Source organism: Exiguobacterium sp. s166, from assembly GCF_018618855.1.
Classification (GTDB): domain Bacteria; phylum Bacillota; class Bacilli; order Exiguobacteriales; family Exiguobacteriaceae; genus Exiguobacterium_A.
Genome location: NZ_JACSMU010000003.1, coordinates 101,417 through 115,907 on the forward strand (window position 1 = coordinate 101,417; position 14,491 = coordinate 115,907).

Here is a 14,491-nt window from a genome sequence, read left to right on the forward strand (position 1 = left end):
GCAGGGAAATGGTCTATTGTATCGGCATGTTTGTGCTCGGTGTCGTTGCTCTGACGGCGCGGGGACTGTATTTTGACATCTTCCGCTTAACGGAGTGGGGGAGTGTCTTCGTTTTTCTCCCGGCAGCGCTGTTGCTTTTTTTGGGTGGAACGGTGGCAACAAAAACAAGATGCGGCATTCAACGGAAGCGGAACCGGTTACACGTCGCGTCTCAGTGACCGGCAATCGACGGGGATCAAACAAATCTACCGGGCAGATACGGTCGTCGGTTCCTACCGTCGGACGTTTAAACAGGTCTGGCACCGCTGGTTCGTCGCTTTTCCGAAAGTGGAGAATTTTTTTCTGAACCTCGTTTTTGATCTTTCGCAGCGTGAACTCCGATTCGAGGAAAAAACCGGTCAACGACTGTGGAGCAATCAGACCGAATGGACGATCGAAGAACGCGGCGAAACCGTCGGCGACATTAAAACCGAAAATACGGTCCTGCACACCGTCGAATTCACTGAAGTACTGAGGATGACGTACCGTGGCGAGACGTATCAGATCCGGTCGCCCCGGTTATCCCGACGGATTGAGGTAAGGCGTGCTAAGAAAACGATTGCGACAAGTCACCGGAAACGGCACCTGCTGACGTTTGATGTCCCGGATCTTGAGACACGGTCGGTCCTACTAGCTGGCATGATTCTGTTTCGTCTCCATTTTCGCGAGTGAAGCCGGATAATTTTACATGACTTGGTACAGACAGGGAAATCAGCTATCCTAGACAGGTAAGCAAAATTAAAAGCAGAAAGCAGGCGATTTTTGATGAGCAATCCACTGAGTCAACTCGCATGGACCTTTGTCTCCGAGTGTGACATCCCGCATGACGTGCAAGGACTATTGATTCAAGGGGAAGAGGCGTTGTCTGCCTATAAGACGATCCGGGACGTCGCGATTTTTACGACACACCGGCTGATCATTCGCGACGCGCAAGGGTTGACGGGGAAGAAGGTCGAAGTCTATTCAATTCCCTACAAGTCGATCAACATGTATTCAACGGAAAACGCCGGCGGCATGTTTGACATCAATTCGGAAATCCAACTGTTTACGCGGGCCGGAACGATTAAAATCAATCTCAATAAAAAGGTCGATGTCCGAAAAATTGACTTGCTGATTGCGAACGCGATTCTTTAAAAAGGGGGACTGGACGATGAAACGAGGAATTCAAAAAACGGCGGTGCTGGTTGTCTTGACGTTACTTGCAAGCCTCTGCCGGACGAAACGGGTTCGTTAATTTTATTTCACTTCCCGTAATTCGTGTATAAAATGATTTCATACAGTCACGGGCGATGCTACTCCTTCCAAACCTTCAGCTGTCATAACAGGTAAAAAAAGAAAAATGTTCAAAAAACGGATCCGTCAAGGACCCGTTCCGCAACTGACGCTATACTGTTGTACTGTTTTTTTGCTGTAACAGATCGTCGGGGTCATGCCGGTTTCGCTGTCATAGTCGTACCACACGACATCATACATGCGACCGTAGTCCGGATCGATCATTCGTTTGTCGAGGATGGCGGTGTAACTCTGATACGGATGACCCTGTTCATACAAATAATGGCGGGTGGCGCCGCTTTCGGTCTCATTTGAAAAGACGACCGGCGACAGCAGAGGGAAGACGATTAACAAGGTGAGGACGAATCCACCAATCCACAGCCCGATTTTTTGCTAACGCTTCATTTGAAAATCACTCCATTTCAGTTAAAATATTGAAGTTTTATGTAAAACAACGACCGACAGCCACTGGATTGTCGGTCGTTTTGGTTTACCCTGTCTTTCGCATCGACTCAAACAAACGTCCCTTGTAGACGTCCGCGATCGTGTTCAGGAAGGATTCGGAAAAACGTTTCGGGAAGTACGGTTTCGCATAAAAATACTGATAGGCCCGTTTTAAGTCATCCCACTGCGTACACGGATCCGTCTGCCGGAACCGGGCGACATCAATGATTCGCGTACCGGTCGGCGTCAGCAGGATGTTTCGTAAGTGAATGTCGGATGGGTTCAAGCCGACCGAGCGGGCTTCTGCTAAAGCCTGATCGACGGTCTGGATGACATCGTCCGTGATGAGTGTCCCGCTGATCAAACATTCGAACAACGTCTGTCCTTCGATGTATTCGATGACGAGGTAGTCCGAACCATACTCATACTGTTTGGCGTACGTCGCAAACGAATCCAATTGTTCGTAAATCGATCCTTCAATTGCTGCCAGATGACGGTGCGACGGGAAAAAATTTTTAATCACCCGGTCGGTTCCGGTGATGCGAAATACAAAAGCACTGCGGCCTGTTCCAATCCATTCCAGTTCGTCCGGATACGACGTTACCGTAAATCCCTCCGGCGTCTCCGTCAGATGGATGGCACAAGCCAGTTCGGAATCTGTCTTCACACATGCCACTTCCTTTCTCTTCTTTTATATTATACGACGTTTGCCCGCGGATGGTTTCATAAAACGGCTCCTGTGTGAAAGTTTTGAACATTTTGTGATATGCTGAAAATGTACGGATACTACTTAGCTCAAGGGGGCATTTTGATGACTACTTTACAACAATGGCGTGACCATTTTGAAGCGCTTCGTGCATACGATGAAGCCGTCGCGTTACTTTACTGGGACATGCGGACATACATGCCGGAACAATCCGCCGACAACCGTTCGAAATCAATCGGCTTCTTATCGACGGAAAGTTTCCGCCGCCGGACGGGAACAGCGTATCAAACGTTGCTTGAAGCGATGGGGCAAGAGACGTTGACAGGCGTCGAAGCCGTTTCCTACGTCAAAGCAAAACAAGCGTACGACCGGGACTCGAAGATTCCGGAAGCGGAATACCAGACGTTCATCACGTTAATTTCGGAAGCGGAAAGTGTCTGGGAGAAAGCGAAGGACGCAGATGATTGGGACTTGTTTGCACCTTACCTGGAAAAGATTGTCGCGATGGAACGGAAGTTCGTCGAGTACTGGGGGTATGACAACCATCCGTACGATGCGTTGCTCCATGACTATGAACCGGGCATGACCGTTGCGGAACTTGATCCGTTATTCGCTGAACTGCGCCAGGCGATCATCACGCTCCTGCAACAACTCGACGGAAAAACATTCCCGTCACTCGACTGGTCAGCCGACCGCGAGACACAGATTCGATTGAATCACGAGTGGCTGCAGGATATCGGTTATGACTTCACGGCGGGGCGACTCGATGAGACCGTCCATCCGTTCCAGACGACGATCAACCGGAAAGATGCCCGCGTCACGACGAAGTACGATGAAAATGATTACCGCAATTCGGTTTTCGGAACGATGCATGAAGCCGGACACGCAACATATGAACAAGGCATCGATCCGAATCTCGATACGCTCGGACTCGGGGACGGGGCTTCGATGGGAATCCATGAATCACAGTCGTTGTTCTTTGAGAATTTCATTGGTCGGAATCAAGGATTCCTGTCTGCCCGCTATGCCGGTCTGCAACGAGCGATTCCTTCATTGACGGATGTCCCGTTTGAGACGTTTTATGCCGCGGTCAACGAAGTCAAACCGTCGCTGATCCGGATCGAAGCGGACGAATTGACGTATGCTTTGCATATCATCATTCGCTACGAGCTCGAAAAACGCCTGATTACGGGCGAACTCGAAGTCAAAGACCTGCCGGCGGAATGGAACCGTCTGTACAAGGAATACCTCGGGGTTGATGTCCCGACGAACGCAAAAGGTGTTCTGCAGGATGTCCACTGGTCCGGCGGATCGTTCGGCTACTTCCCGAGTTACGCGCTTGGTCTCGTCTACAGTGCTCAGCTCAACGAAGCGTTACGCCGTGACGTCAATGATGTTGATCAACTGATTGCCGACGGAACACTGGCACCCATCAAGGAATGGTTGAACGTCAACATTCACCGGCACGGAAAAGCGAAGACCCCGGCGGAACTGATTCAGGCGGCAACCGGACAATCGATTTCCGTCCAGCCGTTGATCAACTACTTGACGGCGAAATATACACGGGTCGTCGAAGCACTATGATGCGCTGGTTCGCCCATCGCGGAGCGAGTGACCGGTTTCCGGAAAATACACTCGAAGCAATCGAAGCGGCAATTCCGTACGTCGACGGCATTGAATTCGATGTTCACTTTTCACGTGACGGAGTCGGAGTCATCATTCATGACGAGACGGTGAACCGGACGACGGACGGAACGGGGCGGGTCGTCGATTTGACGCTCGCTGAACTGAAACAGCTCAACGCCGGAGCCCGGTTCAAAGGAGACGGCGGACCGGTTCAAACGACGATTCCGACGCTTGATGAAGTACTGACCCTGCTTGCGCCGACAAAGCTGTTGCTCAACATCGAGCTGAAGACGGATACGATCCGGTATCCCGGGATCGAAGCATACACACTCGAACGGTGTCGTGCCCACGGTATTGCGAATGACCGCCTGATTTTCAGTTCGTTTAATCATTATTCGGTCGCGACCGTCCGGGAACTTGATCCGACGATCGAGACAGCGATTCTCTATCCGTATCCGTTGTACCACCCGGAGCAGCAAGCCATCCTGCTCGGGGCAAAGGCGATCCATCCGGATTACCGCCGGGTGACGCGAGAAGATGTCATCCTTGCCCATCAAGCCGGGATTGAGGTCCGGGTCTATACGCCGAAAACGGCTGCTGATGTCAGACGGATGATGGAGATCGGGATTGACGCCGTCATCGTCAATGATCCACAAGCATTTCAGAAAAGTCTATCCATCCCATAAGGAGGTAGCGTCATGCGGAAGGAGCATCTGTTCATCATTTTAGCGTCATTGGTCGCACTCGTCATCGGTCTGCAGATTGGTTTTGCCAGTCTGCCGGCACCAAAACCGAAACAGGTCGAGGAATCGGTGACGCGACCGGATGATTTTCAGGCAGGACTCCGCGACGCCAAAACCGAATTAAAGATGGTACAACGGTTTGCTCGTACCAGCACGCTCGAGCACACTCGTGCGAGCCAAACCTGGATTTATTCCAGTCCGACACCGACGCGTATCGCCGTCGATTGGTATTACGTTGCGAGTTATCCTGAAAAAAATGTTCAGATGACCCGAAATGACGTGTCCCGGATTTTAACGTATGACCGGTACCTCGTCGTCATCCGCACGATTTACGGGGTGATCGAAGATAGTGAACTGGAACAATTTGCGCTTCGCTTTTCGAGCTATTTCATGACAGTACAACAACAAAAGGAGGATGACGATGTCAGGTAAAATCATTCTGTTGATTGGTGGATCGGGCAGCGGGAAATCTTCCTTGATCAAACGCTTACGTCAGGAATATGAACGGGTCCGCTTTATTCCGTCTGTGACGACACGACCGAAACGTCCGACGGAACATGACGGAGAAAGTTATCATTTCGTTGACGTCAAGACGTTCCAACAATTGATCCAGGAGAACGGATTCATTGAGTATGCCCATGTACACCGGGCATGGTACGGTACACCACGAAAGGCGTATGAAGAAATTTTGGCGACGGATGGAATCGTCATCAAGGATATTGATCCGAAAGGGGCAACAGCGTTCAAGACGTTGTATGCCGACCACGTCATCACGATTTTCGTCTCCGTTCCGCCGGATTTGATGAAGGAGCGGTTGCTGATGCGGGGGGATACCCCGGAATTTGAAGCACGGCTCGTCGATTATGCTGATGCCTGGAAAGAACGGGATCATTATGATTACATGATTGAAAACATCGATTTTGAACAAGCCTATGCCGATCTGTTAGGAATCATTTCCGCTTATATTCCCGGACAACCGTCCGAATCATAACAGCAGGGAAGATTCCCTGCTGTTTTTTGATGCCTGCCTGGAAGAAAGGAGAACCTGCGATGGATGTACTCGTTCAGCTATTGCAACAGCAACCGGAACTCCGGCATCTGACCGGCTGGACCCGTCTGCCAACGCGCTACTCCGCTTCACCGAAATATACAGCCCGTGACGAAAGCGGACTATCAATTCTCCATACGGCTCCGCTCACATCATTTCGACAGAAAGAACGGGAGTTTGAGATTTTACGGCAACTGAAACAAGACGGACTGCCGGTCCCGGAACCACTCGACCTGAATCAGCTTCCGGAAGGATCTGTCTGTTACAGCCGTTACCGTTTCCTGACCGGTTCGACGATCCAGGATTGTGTACCGCTTGGTCGAGCCGGCGAGTATCGACTCGGTCAAGAGACAGGACGGTTGTTGAACCAAATTCATCGTTATGAAGGACCGCTGGCAACGAAGTGGGCGGTCCGATGTCGGGCGAAACACAACCGGTACGTCGCGCTGTATCAACAGGAAGCGTTACCGTTGACCGGCGATCAAGCAATTTTGTCCTTCATCGAACAAAACATCGGATGGATTGCAGATCGGCCGAATCGTTTGCAACACGACGATGTTCATCTGGCCAATCTGATTACGGACGGGGAGCATCTCGTGGGAATCATTGATTTTTCGAATCACGATAGTGGCGATCCGTGGCATGATTTCGTCAAAATGGGATTGTTTCAGGTCGAAAACAGCATTCCGTTTGCCGTCGGTCAAGTCAACGGTTATTTTGAGGGAGATGTTCCGAAACAGTTTTGGAATGTATACAGCGTCTATCTGGCGATGGCCTGTTTTTCATCCATCGTCTGGACGAGCCGTCATGCACCGGAAGAGATGGAGCAGATGCGTGGGCGGCTGGAACATGTCTTATCCGACCATCAGCGATTTGAGCGTGTGATTCCGGAGTGGTATGAAACGTTCAGCCGGCCTTGACCGGTGTCCTCGTATGGTACCGGTCTTTCTAAAAAAATCCGTCTCCTGCACCGAGTTGTTCGGTCCAAGAGACGGATTTTTTTACCGTACAGTTTATTCGCTGTCCCATGTCTCGTCGACACGGGATGCGTAAAAACGCAGGGCATTGGCATATGCGAGGATTTCGGGATTCTCCGTCGTATCAACAAGCGTTTCGATCAACCGTTCGATCGCTTCCGATGACCGGTCGAGATTATGTAACGTTAATGCGAAAAAGGTCTGTAAGGCGGCATGATTCGGGAAGTGAATGAGTCCTTCCGATAGGGTCTGATACGCCTCGTCGTATCGTCCGAGGGCGCGGTATGTACTACCGAGCCCGACATACGCTTCCTGCAAATCGGGTGCAGCCAGACCCAGTTCGATAGCGGTGACATAATAAGGAACAGCCGCTGCTTCTTCCCCCAGATTGTCGTGACACCACGCCATCTGGTAATGGACCACCGGATCATCCGGTTTTTGGTGCAGATAAGAAGCGACCAAGGCTTTCGCTGCGTGATACTGTTTCACTTGACGGAGACGTGAAACGGCAGAAAAGTCGAAATGAACCTCAGAAGATATGCGGTCTGATTGATGATAGACGAAGGTCAGGGGATGACGCGGCTGTTCATCCGGTAATACGCTGTAGCGAAACTGCAGACCGAGCCGAAAAGCGACAGCGAGCGCCGGTTCGTTGTCCGGATGGATTGAAGTTTCAATCTGTTGGAAATCAAGTCTCGTGAAGACAAACGCCAGCACGGCAGGAAGGGCTTCTGTGGCATAGCCCTGTCGTAAAAACAGCGGATTGATCTGGCAGTGGACGTGTGCCGTCCGGATGTCCGGACGATGAAGGGCTGAGACGATAATCGTTCCGAGCAGTGTTTCGTCGTCTGCACGAAACAACTCAAATCTATATTCGTCTCGCCTGGATGGATTAACGGCGCCTTGAATCCGTAACCGTGTGGTCTCAAGCGTCATGGAAGCTGTCATCTGAAATCACTCCTCGCATGTGGAATTGATACAAAAACCCTTCAACCAATGGGGCTGAAGGGAACGAGATTAATTTTGTTGTTCGAGTTTCGTCAAGAGTGTCCGGAACGTATCCAGTTCAGCATCCGAAAAGTCAGCGAAGACGTCAGACAGGTATTCCATCTTCATCGCTTCGAGCTTCCCGTATAATTCGATGCCTTCTTCTGTTGCCCGGAGTTCAACGACACGACGATCCAGTTCGCTCCGCTCGCGTGAAATCAAACCTTTTTTCGTCAACTCATCGGCCAGTGCCGTAATCATACTCGCTGAAAACTGAAATTCGTTGGATAAAGCCGATGCGATTTGAGGACTGCTTGTGCAAAGCGACTTCAGGATAAAAAATTCGTTTCGCGTCAAGTAAGTCGTGAACATACTCCGGACATCTTTTTTGATGGCGCGGTAGTTCATGCGTAAGCCTTTTTCTGTATCGACGATCAACTGATCGCGGTTTGCCACTTCTAATGTAGTTGCCATAGTTTCACTCTTTCTGTTCCGTAGTTTCTTCTTCCGAGATTTAGTATAGTGAAAAATTTTAGTTTAATCAATATTTTTCTCTTGAATCATCTGTTTAGTTAAAGGTTGGACCTGTTTGATAATGTCCTCGACATTTCGGAGTTCCGGGTAGAACCGGCGGAAGAAATAGTCAATCCGGTGCGGATCGTTCCCGGCAATCGTTACGGCCATACAGATATAGGCGATGCCGATCCCTTGGCGGGGCAGGAACGGGTTTGGCATGACCTGGGCACATTTCAAGGCGAGCGGACTATGGACGGAGACGGCTTCGATCAATTCACCGTAATTGCGGATATCGACGTAATGGAACATCCGGATTAATTCATTGATCAACTGTTGATCGGAATCAAGCATCATCTGGGACGTGACCAGTTGTTTGTCGAGATCGTTGATGACGGCGGAGTGATCAATGAAATAGTTTAAGTTGTCCGACGTGATCCGAACCTTATGAGGATCCGATAAAATTTGTTGGACCGTCTCGTCTTCAAATTGTTTTAACTGTTTTTTGATGTTGACGAATTCCTGATCGGCGATTTCAAGGAGTCCGGCGACACGGCTGAAACTGCGGCGGACTTCAGCTGGTACGCTGTTCGGATTTTTGTATCCTAAATCGTGTTCGATTTCGGCCCAGGCGTGCTGCAGAATCGAACGAATCTGGATTTCAGCGGTATGTTCCTTAAAACGACCGTATTCGCTGAGGGCGAGCCGCTGTTCATTCAACGCAGCGACGAAGTGAACTGACAGATAACCGAACTCGGTCGTGTCGAGCAAAGTGGATTTGTCGACGGATTGATCCCGGTCAATTGAAAATTCATTTTCGATGATCCGGGCAGCTTCCCGGACATCATCGTGAAAATACGTCACGATCCGAATCCCCGTCAAATCGTGGACATCGCGAAGCGATTGGTATTTATTCGGTTGCCGTAACACTTTTTGGTACAGACTGTCGGACTCTTTCGTCCGGGCGACGATCGAATGGTATTTGATGCCGGCTGCATCGAGCAATTCCGATAATAAAACTTTTAATTTATCGGCAAAGGCATCATAGTCTTCCTTGTCATTGACATATTCGAGCATCATCGTGTTTAAGTCCTGCGATTGCACGGAATTCACCTTCCTCATCAATTCTTCTTGTTTTATTGTAGCATTCGTTTTCGACGGACGCACGGCAGGACCCTGTTTCAAGGAGCCCGCTTCGTGGGAAAGAAAGAGTAGAACATCTGGGAGGGGTGCTAGAATGGATATTTTGGACGCGCGGGCGTTACCAGCTGATCATTCTGATATCTTACATGTCACACCATCATCGGTTTATTTCCGACGCCGACTCAACAGCAGTCAATTTCATATCAGCCGGTTTGATTTAGAGGATCAAGAACAGAGTGATCTGACGCCTGATGTATTGCAAGACCACGGACCGACACGACCATTCGTCAAAAAGGGGAAAGTCTATTGTCTGAATGAACAGGACCGGGAAGACGGCGGAGAAACACAACTCCTTTCCATCGACCTGCATTCCGGAAAAAGCGAGCACCTCGCCACGTGGCGTCTAGGAGGCGATTTGACCCTCTACTGGGTGTTGAATGAACGGTATATGGTGTTGTTGCATGTCGATGGAACGACGACAGCCTTTTTATATGATGTCGAGACGACCCGCGAGCATCCGATTAAGGATGAACGATTGTACGGCATCACGGAAAACTACCGCGAACTGTACTTTTTCCTCGTCACGTTGGCGGATATCGATCATATCGTCTGCAATGCCCGGCTCGATGAATTTTCCTTTTACGATGCCCTGGAAAGTGGCGTCATCTCACCCGAAGATCCGATTGATCATTCGGAAAGTTTACTGATTGCCCCGCTATCGACGATTGTTGCTGAAATCGAACAAGGTGTAGAACATCTGTCATTTCGGACCTTGTTACGGTTGGACGGGGAAGGGGATACCGTTCAATATCTGGGGGAGCAGGACGGACACCTCGTCTTTAGTGCCTATACGGAACGTCTGAATGAAGAAGTTTTTTATGAAATCAAGGAACCATCGGCAATCACGGAACGGGAACGAATCCGATGGAGTGATTTCGAACCGCTGGACTTCACGTATGACGATGTCGAGTCGACGATTTTCATCGTGAATGACCGATCGAATAATCATCATGAAGTGATGAATCTGCGGACGGGTGCCCGTTATCTGGACCGAGATCCGTTTGAGCGGGTGTTACGTGACCGGTTCTACCTGCATGAATCGATCGGCACGGACGCGGAGCCGATGGTGACGGTATACGACGGTGAACAGGCGGTTCGTCACCGGTTCGAGGATGCCTACTATATGATTGTATCCGGGGAATTGGTCATTCTGTCCGTCAACCAATTAAAATAAATAATCGAACAAATCGTCGAATCACACTGTGAAGAAGGCAGTGTGATTTTTAAACTGAAGGATAATTTATTTCATGTACCATAATTATCATATAAAAAAATTCAAAGAAAAGAGTAAAGTCTACATTGCCCCTTTAAAAAAAACAACAAAAAACTCCTCCGGTTCAGCGAAATACGCTAATCCAGAGGAGGAGTGGTATGCTTATTCTGAATCAGTCGTCCGTGTGAAGATGTCGACTTGGATGTTTCCGGCTGTTGCACGTGAGTACGGACAAACGCTGTGTGCGAGTTTACCAAGCTCAGCAGCTTGTTCTTCTGAAACACCACGGACAAGAACGTCCAGTTCAACTGAAAGTGTAAATCCGTCTGCTGCTTCATTCAACGTGACGTGTGCAGTGACTTCACTTCCGTCATGTTTGATTCCTTGCTTACGGGCAACCAGATTTAAAGCGGAATCAAAACAAGCAGAGTATCCGGCAGCAAATAATTGTTCTGGGTTTGTCGCTTGTTTCTTCGATCCCGGTACAGGCATAGCGAGAGCGACGTCTAAAATACCGTCTTCCGATACGACGCGGCCGTCACGGCCTCCGACAGCTGTAGCAGATGATGTGAACATTGGTTTCATAATGATAACTTCCTTTCGGGTTGGCTGATTAATTTAAGTAGCTTACAATTAGATTGTATACAATCTATATGAGAACGCAACTATTTTGCTTGAAGGAGGATATATATGTCGAATCCCTTATTGCTGGAGGAACAACTCTGTTTTCCGTTTTATGCGATTTCCCGTGAAATCACGAAGCGATACCGTCCCTTGCTCGAGCCGCTTGGATTAACCTATCCCCAATATCTTGTCATGCTCGTTTTGTGGGAGGAGGACCAACAATCATTAAAAGCGGTCGGCGAACGGTTGCATCTTGATTCAGGGACGTTAACACCCTTATTAAAAAAATTAGAAGCTTCGGGCTTAGTGGAACGTGTCAAAAATCCGACTGACGAACGGCATATTCAAATCACGTTGACAGCAGACGGACAGACCCTCCGAAACGAGGCCGAACAAATTCCGCTGGCCTTAAAGGAGTTACTCGGTGTATCGGAAGAAGATTTGGAACTGGTCAAACAGACCTTAAACCGGTTGACTCTAAAAATGAACGGGACTGATTGACAGTCCCGTTCATTTTAACTATTTATTTGCGGCGGAATCCTTCTTCTTCCAGATAATTCGCTGCTTCTTTATACGAATTGAACGCACCGTCAAGCAAGTCGCCCGCGTATACCAGCCACGTATCGAGGTCTTCATTTAACAATGTCAATTCGAACTGGTTATCGTTGACCCATGTTTCTTCCAGTGTTTCCACGGTCTCGACCGTCTCAAGTGCTTTGATTGCATCTTGTAATAAGAGAATTAAAGCAGGCTCGGAGAATTCACGGATGTTGACGAAACCTTTCCGATCCGTTTCATATCCCGGTAATCCTGCAGCGTAGACAAAACCGTTGCCGTTCGGGTGAAGATGATAGACGACGATTTTTTTCTCGAACTGACTTTCCGGGAAATGAAAATTGACACGGTTAAGCGAGACTTCTTTCCGGACAAGTTGTGGGAAAGTCTCGATGATGTTTAATTTTTCTTCAAATGTTAGCATGGTTCCTCCTTGAAATACATTTCTACTCTCTTATATATGCGATGATTCGCAGCGAAATGTCAACGTCTGTTTATGACAATGAAACTTGAGCAAGTCTCTTCCCGTATGGAAAAAGGAAAGGCAGGCGATTGGATGCAACCAAATCAACCGACCGAGGACTGGCAACGTTTGCCACGTGCCTCGGTGACCGCCGAACGTCAATACGTCGGCATTAAGTATACCATTTATTTGCTATTGATCGGAACGGCAACCGTGGTTCAGGTCAAGTGGCTGGATTTATCCCCCTGGTGGATGTGGATTCTCGTCGGGGTGTGGATCGTATTCTTTTTACTCCAGTTTGTGTACATCCCGAAGATCCGGCAAAAGTATTTTAAATACCGGGTGGATGATGAATTTTTAGTCGTTGAGTTCGGTATCTTTATTTTACGCCATGTCGTGACTCCTTTAGTCAAAGTACAAATCATCGATACGTCGTCCGGTCCGTTGCTTCGCCGATTGAACTTGATGAACATGAACGTTCATACGGCGTCCGGTCAAATCGAATTGCCGGGACTCGATGTCACACAAGCGGTCATCTTTCGACAACGGATTGAACGATTTGCGAAACTTGAGGAACAGGAGGAGGAATCGTTATGACACGACGGGTTCATCCTTTGTTCATCTTAATGACGACGTTGACGCAGCTCCGGTCACTCGTCATCCCGATTGCCGTCATTTTGTTCAATGATTTAAAGAATGACGGATTCGGAAAGTATACGATGATCGGCGCCGTGGTCATCAGTTTCCTCTTACTCGTGTTCGGCATCATTTCGTGGTACTTTTATACGTTTACGATTGATGAACAGTCGATTCGGGTCAACAAAGGAATCTTTCGAAAAAGTGAACGGACGACGCAACGCCAACGAATTGAATCGATCGGGATCAATCAGAATCTGCTGGAACGGATTCTTGGTTTAGCGACACTGACCGTTGAGACTTCGTCCGACAGCGGCAAACCGGAAGTCGAATTAAAAGGGGTCCGGTTCGAGTTTGCGAAACAATTGAAGTCGACGATTGCAACAACGGTGTCGCAACCAACTGAACATACTGCTCCGGCTGCCACCTATACCGTCGGTTTGATGGATTTAATCACGGCAGGCGCGTTATCAGGCCGACTGGGTCTCGCGCTCGTCGGGTTCGGAGCCGTCTATCAGTTCGCCAACCGGTTCATTGAGAAATACATCAGCCGGGCGTTTGATGAGCTGTTGCATTTATCACTGGTCTTGTTACTGATCCTCGGCGGTCTGCTGTTGCTCTTGATCTATCTTGGATCAATTTTAGTATTCGTCCTCCGCTACGGATCGTTTCGGGCAACACTCGAGAAACAGCGGATGACGATCGGCTACGGTCTCCTGAACCGGACGGAAGTTGTGTTTCATCAGGATAAGGTGCAGGCACTCGTCATCGAGGAAAGCTGGATCAAACGGCGGTTGAAGCGGGCCCATCTCTCGCTGCACATCATCTCGGCAAGCGGCGAAGAAGAGAAGTTGCTGTTACATCCGTTCATCCGGACCGGAGAAATCGATGCTTTTTTAAAGGAATTTTTACCGCGTTTTCAATTGCAGCATCCACACAAGCGGGCCGTTGATCGGGGATTTTTTTACGTTGTCCGTTGGCCGCTGTTCGGTTACAGCCTGGGACTAGTTCTGCTGAACGGAGCGATGCTGTATGGATTACCGGAACCTTTTCGTTACTTCGGTTTACCGTTCATTCTGCTGTTACCGGTGTACTATGCGGTTGCCCGGTCCGGCTATCAAAATACCCGCTATGGACATCACGACGATTTGTTTATTTTACGAAAAGAACTCGTCAACCGGGAAACGATTTATGCGCCCCGCCTGAAAATCGAAGCCTTCTCCGGCCACGTGTCCCGTTTTCTCGAACAGAAAGATATTTTGAAGTTTCAACTTACATTACGCGGATCAAGCGTGTTTCATGCCGGTTACTTTACACAGGCGGAGTTTGAAGAGGTTTTAGCGTGGTACCAACAGACTTTTCTTAAACCGCCAACTCCACCGGCAGGGACACCATTGTCCGGTGACGAATAGATTCGTAGTAGAAACAGATGGAAAAAGGGA

At 49.1% G+C, this 14,491-nt stretch carries 19 protein-coding genes; 12 read left to right on the top strand and 7 right to left on the bottom strand.

Annotated features, from left to right (window positions below):
* Window positions 1-8 precede the first annotated feature (8 nt).
* The 3 genes from KNP93_RS08280 (at window position 9) to KNP93_RS08290 (ending at window position 1,173) form a co-directional block, all read left to right on the top strand.
* On the top strand, window positions 9-218 hold the full coding sequence (locus KNP93_RS08280; RefSeq protein WP_214854415.1) for a hypothetical protein: 210 nt from the start codon (window positions 9-11) through the stop codon (window positions 216-218).
* On the top strand, window positions 145-711 hold the full coding sequence (locus KNP93_RS08285; RefSeq protein WP_214854418.1) for a tubby C-terminal domain-like protein: 567 nt from the start codon (window positions 145-147) through the stop codon (window positions 709-711). Before KNP93_RS08280 ends, KNP93_RS08285 begins: the two co-directional genes overlap by 74 nt.
* Window positions 712-804: 93 nt before the next feature.
* Window positions 805-1,173, top strand: coding sequence for a PH domain-containing protein (locus KNP93_RS08290; RefSeq protein ID WP_214854421.1), 369 nt, complete (start codon window positions 805-807; stop codon window positions 1,171-1,173).
* A 225-nt stretch (window positions 1,174-1,398) separates the two neighbouring features.
* Here KNP93_RS08290 and KNP93_RS08295 read toward each other — a convergent pair whose 3' ends face one another.
* Window positions 1,399-1,665, bottom strand: a complete 267-nt coding sequence (locus KNP93_RS08295; protein ID WP_371819891.1) for a hypothetical protein — start codon at window positions 1,663-1,665, stop codon at window positions 1,399-1,401.
* A 136-nt stretch (window positions 1,666-1,801) separates the two neighbouring features.
* Window positions 1,802-2,422 (bottom strand): serine/threonine protein kinase, encoded by a 621-nt coding sequence (locus KNP93_RS08300; protein WP_214854424.1) that lies wholly within the window; start codon window positions 2,420-2,422, stop codon window positions 1,802-1,804.
* Window positions 2,423-2,566: 144 nt separating this feature from the next.
* Here KNP93_RS08300 and KNP93_RS08305 point away from each other — a divergent pair, with 144 nt between their 5' ends.
* The 5 genes from KNP93_RS08305 to KNP93_RS08325 are packed head-to-tail and all read left to right on the top strand — an operon-like array spanning window position 2,567 to window position 6,798.
* Window positions 2,567-4,045, top strand: coding sequence for a carboxypeptidase M32 (locus KNP93_RS08305; protein ID WP_214854427.1), 1,479 nt, complete (start codon window positions 2,567-2,569; stop codon window positions 4,043-4,045).
* The gene (locus tag KNP93_RS08310; protein ID WP_214854430.1) at window positions 4,042-4,773 is read left to right on the top strand and encodes a glycerophosphodiester phosphodiesterase; all 732 of its coding nucleotides are present in this window, start codon (window positions 4,042-4,044) and stop codon (window positions 4,771-4,773) included. The genes KNP93_RS08305 and KNP93_RS08310 overlap by 4 nt, the downstream gene beginning before the upstream one ends.
* 12 nt (window positions 4,774-4,785) lie before the next feature.
* Complete coding sequence (locus tag KNP93_RS08315) at window positions 4,786-5,262, top strand: hypothetical protein (RefSeq protein WP_214854433.1); 477 nt, start codon at window positions 4,786-4,788, stop codon at window positions 5,260-5,262.
* A complete protein-coding gene (locus KNP93_RS08320) occupies window positions 5,252-5,821 on the top strand; it encodes a guanylate kinase (RefSeq protein WP_131503706.1) in 570 nt (189 codons plus the stop codon). Before KNP93_RS08315 ends, KNP93_RS08320 begins: the two co-directional genes overlap by 11 nt.
* 59 nt (window positions 5,822-5,880) lie before the next feature.
* The gene (locus tag KNP93_RS08325; protein WP_214854436.1) at window positions 5,881-6,798 is read left to right on the top strand and encodes a phosphotransferase family protein; all 918 of its coding nucleotides are present in this window, start codon (window positions 5,881-5,883) and stop codon (window positions 6,796-6,798) included.
* Window positions 6,799-6,891: 93 nt separating this feature from the next.
* On the opposite strand, the gene KNP93_RS08330 is transcribed toward KNP93_RS08325, so the two are convergent.
* The 3 genes from KNP93_RS08330 to KNP93_RS08340 form a co-directional block, all read right to left on the bottom strand.
* Entirely contained in the window at window positions 6,892-7,803 is a 912-nt protein-coding gene (locus KNP93_RS08330; protein ID WP_214854439.1) for a tetratricopeptide repeat protein, read from the bottom strand.
* Between the two features lie 69 nt (window positions 7,804-7,872).
* Window positions 7,873-8,316 carry a MarR family winged helix-turn-helix transcriptional regulator gene (locus KNP93_RS08335; RefSeq protein ID WP_026828229.1) on the bottom strand — a complete coding sequence of 148 codons (444 nt, stop codon included), beginning with the start codon at window positions 8,314-8,316 and terminating at the stop codon, window positions 7,873-7,875.
* A 63-nt stretch (window positions 8,317-8,379) separates the two neighbouring features.
* Window positions 8,380-9,459 carry a GTP pyrophosphokinase gene (locus tag KNP93_RS08340; RefSeq protein ID WP_255508309.1) on the bottom strand — a complete coding sequence of 360 codons (1,080 nt, stop codon included), beginning with the start codon at window positions 9,457-9,459 and terminating at the stop codon, window positions 8,380-8,382.
* A gap of 133 nt (window positions 9,460-9,592) precedes the next feature.
* Here KNP93_RS08340 and KNP93_RS08345 point away from each other — a divergent pair, with 133 nt between their 5' ends.
* The gene (locus tag KNP93_RS08345) at window positions 9,593-10,732 is read left to right on the top strand and encodes a Six-bladed beta-propeller, TolB-like protein (RefSeq protein ID WP_214854442.1); all 1,140 of its coding nucleotides are present in this window, start codon (window positions 9,593-9,595) and stop codon (window positions 10,730-10,732) included.
* Window positions 10,733-10,933: 201 nt separating this feature from the next.
* Here KNP93_RS08345 and KNP93_RS08350 read toward each other — a convergent pair whose 3' ends face one another.
* A complete protein-coding gene (locus KNP93_RS08350) occupies window positions 10,934-11,356 on the bottom strand; it encodes an organic hydroperoxide resistance protein (protein WP_131503710.1) in 423 nt (140 codons plus the stop codon).
* A 105-nt stretch (window positions 11,357-11,461) separates the two neighbouring features.
* Here KNP93_RS08350 and KNP93_RS08355 point away from each other — a divergent pair, with 105 nt between their 5' ends.
* Window positions 11,462-11,896 (top strand): MarR family winged helix-turn-helix transcriptional regulator, encoded by a 435-nt coding sequence (locus tag KNP93_RS08355; RefSeq protein ID WP_214854445.1) that lies wholly within the window; start codon window positions 11,462-11,464, stop codon window positions 11,894-11,896.
* A 22-nt stretch (window positions 11,897-11,918) separates the two neighbouring features.
* Here KNP93_RS08355 and KNP93_RS08360 read toward each other — a convergent pair whose 3' ends face one another.
* Window positions 11,919-12,374 (bottom strand): hypothetical protein, encoded by a 456-nt coding sequence (locus KNP93_RS08360; protein WP_114595703.1) that lies wholly within the window; start codon window positions 12,372-12,374, stop codon window positions 11,919-11,921.
* Window positions 12,375-12,506: 132 nt separating this feature from the next.
* Here KNP93_RS08360 and KNP93_RS08365 point away from each other — a divergent pair, with 132 nt between their 5' ends.
* Together KNP93_RS08365 and KNP93_RS08370 are read left to right on the top strand one after the other, a co-directional pair.
* Window positions 12,507-13,010, top strand: coding sequence for a PH domain-containing protein (locus tag KNP93_RS08365; protein WP_251138728.1), 504 nt, complete (start codon window positions 12,507-12,509; stop codon window positions 13,008-13,010).
* Window positions 13,007-14,461, top strand: coding sequence for a PH domain-containing protein (locus KNP93_RS08370; protein ID WP_214854463.1), 1,455 nt, complete (start codon window positions 13,007-13,009; stop codon window positions 14,459-14,461). Before KNP93_RS08365 ends, KNP93_RS08370 begins: the two co-directional genes overlap by 4 nt.
* Window positions 14,462-14,491 lie beyond the last annotated feature (30 nt).

Bases quoted from the DNA above. Each gene is read 5' to 3' on its own strand.
- KNP93_RS08360 (WP_114595703.1), bottom strand. From the start codon at position 12,374: ATGCTAACATTTGAAGAAAAATTAAACATCATCGAGACTTTCCCACAA.
- KNP93_RS08345 (WP_214854442.1), top strand. From the start codon at position 9,593: ATGGATATTTTGGACGCGCGGGCGTTACCAGCTGATCATTCTGATATC.
- KNP93_RS08310 (WP_214854430.1), top strand. From the start codon at position 4,042: ATGATGCGCTGGTTCGCCCATCGCGGAGCGAGTGACCGGTTTCCGGAA.
- KNP93_RS08365 (WP_251138728.1), top strand. From the start codon at position 12,507: ATGCAACCAAATCAACCGACCGAGGACTGGCAACGTTTGCCACGTGCC.
- KNP93_RS08280 (WP_214854415.1), top strand. From the start codon at position 9: ATGGTCTATTGTATCGGCATGTTTGTGCTCGGTGTCGTTGCTCTGACG.
- KNP93_RS08320 (WP_131503706.1), top strand. From the start codon at position 5,252: ATGTCAGGTAAAATCATTCTGTTGATTGGTGGATCGGGCAGCGGGAAA.
- KNP93_RS08335 (WP_026828229.1), bottom strand. From the start codon at position 8,316: ATGGCAACTACATTAGAAGTGGCAAACCGCGATCAGTTGATCGTCGAT.
- KNP93_RS08305 (WP_214854427.1), top strand. From the start codon at position 2,567: ATGACTACTTTACAACAATGGCGTGACCATTTTGAAGCGCTTCGTGCA.
- KNP93_RS08325 (WP_214854436.1), top strand. From the start codon at position 5,881: ATGGATGTACTCGTTCAGCTATTGCAACAGCAACCGGAACTCCGGCAT.
- KNP93_RS08315 (WP_214854433.1), top strand. From the start codon at position 4,786: ATGCGGAAGGAGCATCTGTTCATCATTTTAGCGTCATTGGTCGCACTC.
- KNP93_RS08355 (WP_214854445.1), top strand. From the start codon at position 11,462: ATGTCGAATCCCTTATTGCTGGAGGAACAACTCTGTTTTCCGTTTTAT.
- KNP93_RS08350 (WP_131503710.1), bottom strand. From the start codon at position 11,356: ATGAAACCAATGTTCACATCATCTGCTACAGCTGTCGGAGGCCGTGAC.
- KNP93_RS08370 (WP_214854463.1), top strand. From the start codon at position 13,007: ATGACACGACGGGTTCATCCTTTGTTCATCTTAATGACGACGTTGACG.
- KNP93_RS08290 (WP_214854421.1), top strand. From the start codon at position 805: ATGAGCAATCCACTGAGTCAACTCGCATGGACCTTTGTCTCCGAGTGT.
- KNP93_RS08330 (WP_214854439.1), bottom strand. From the start codon at position 7,803: ATGACAGCTTCCATGACGCTTGAGACCACACGGTTACGGATTCAAGGC.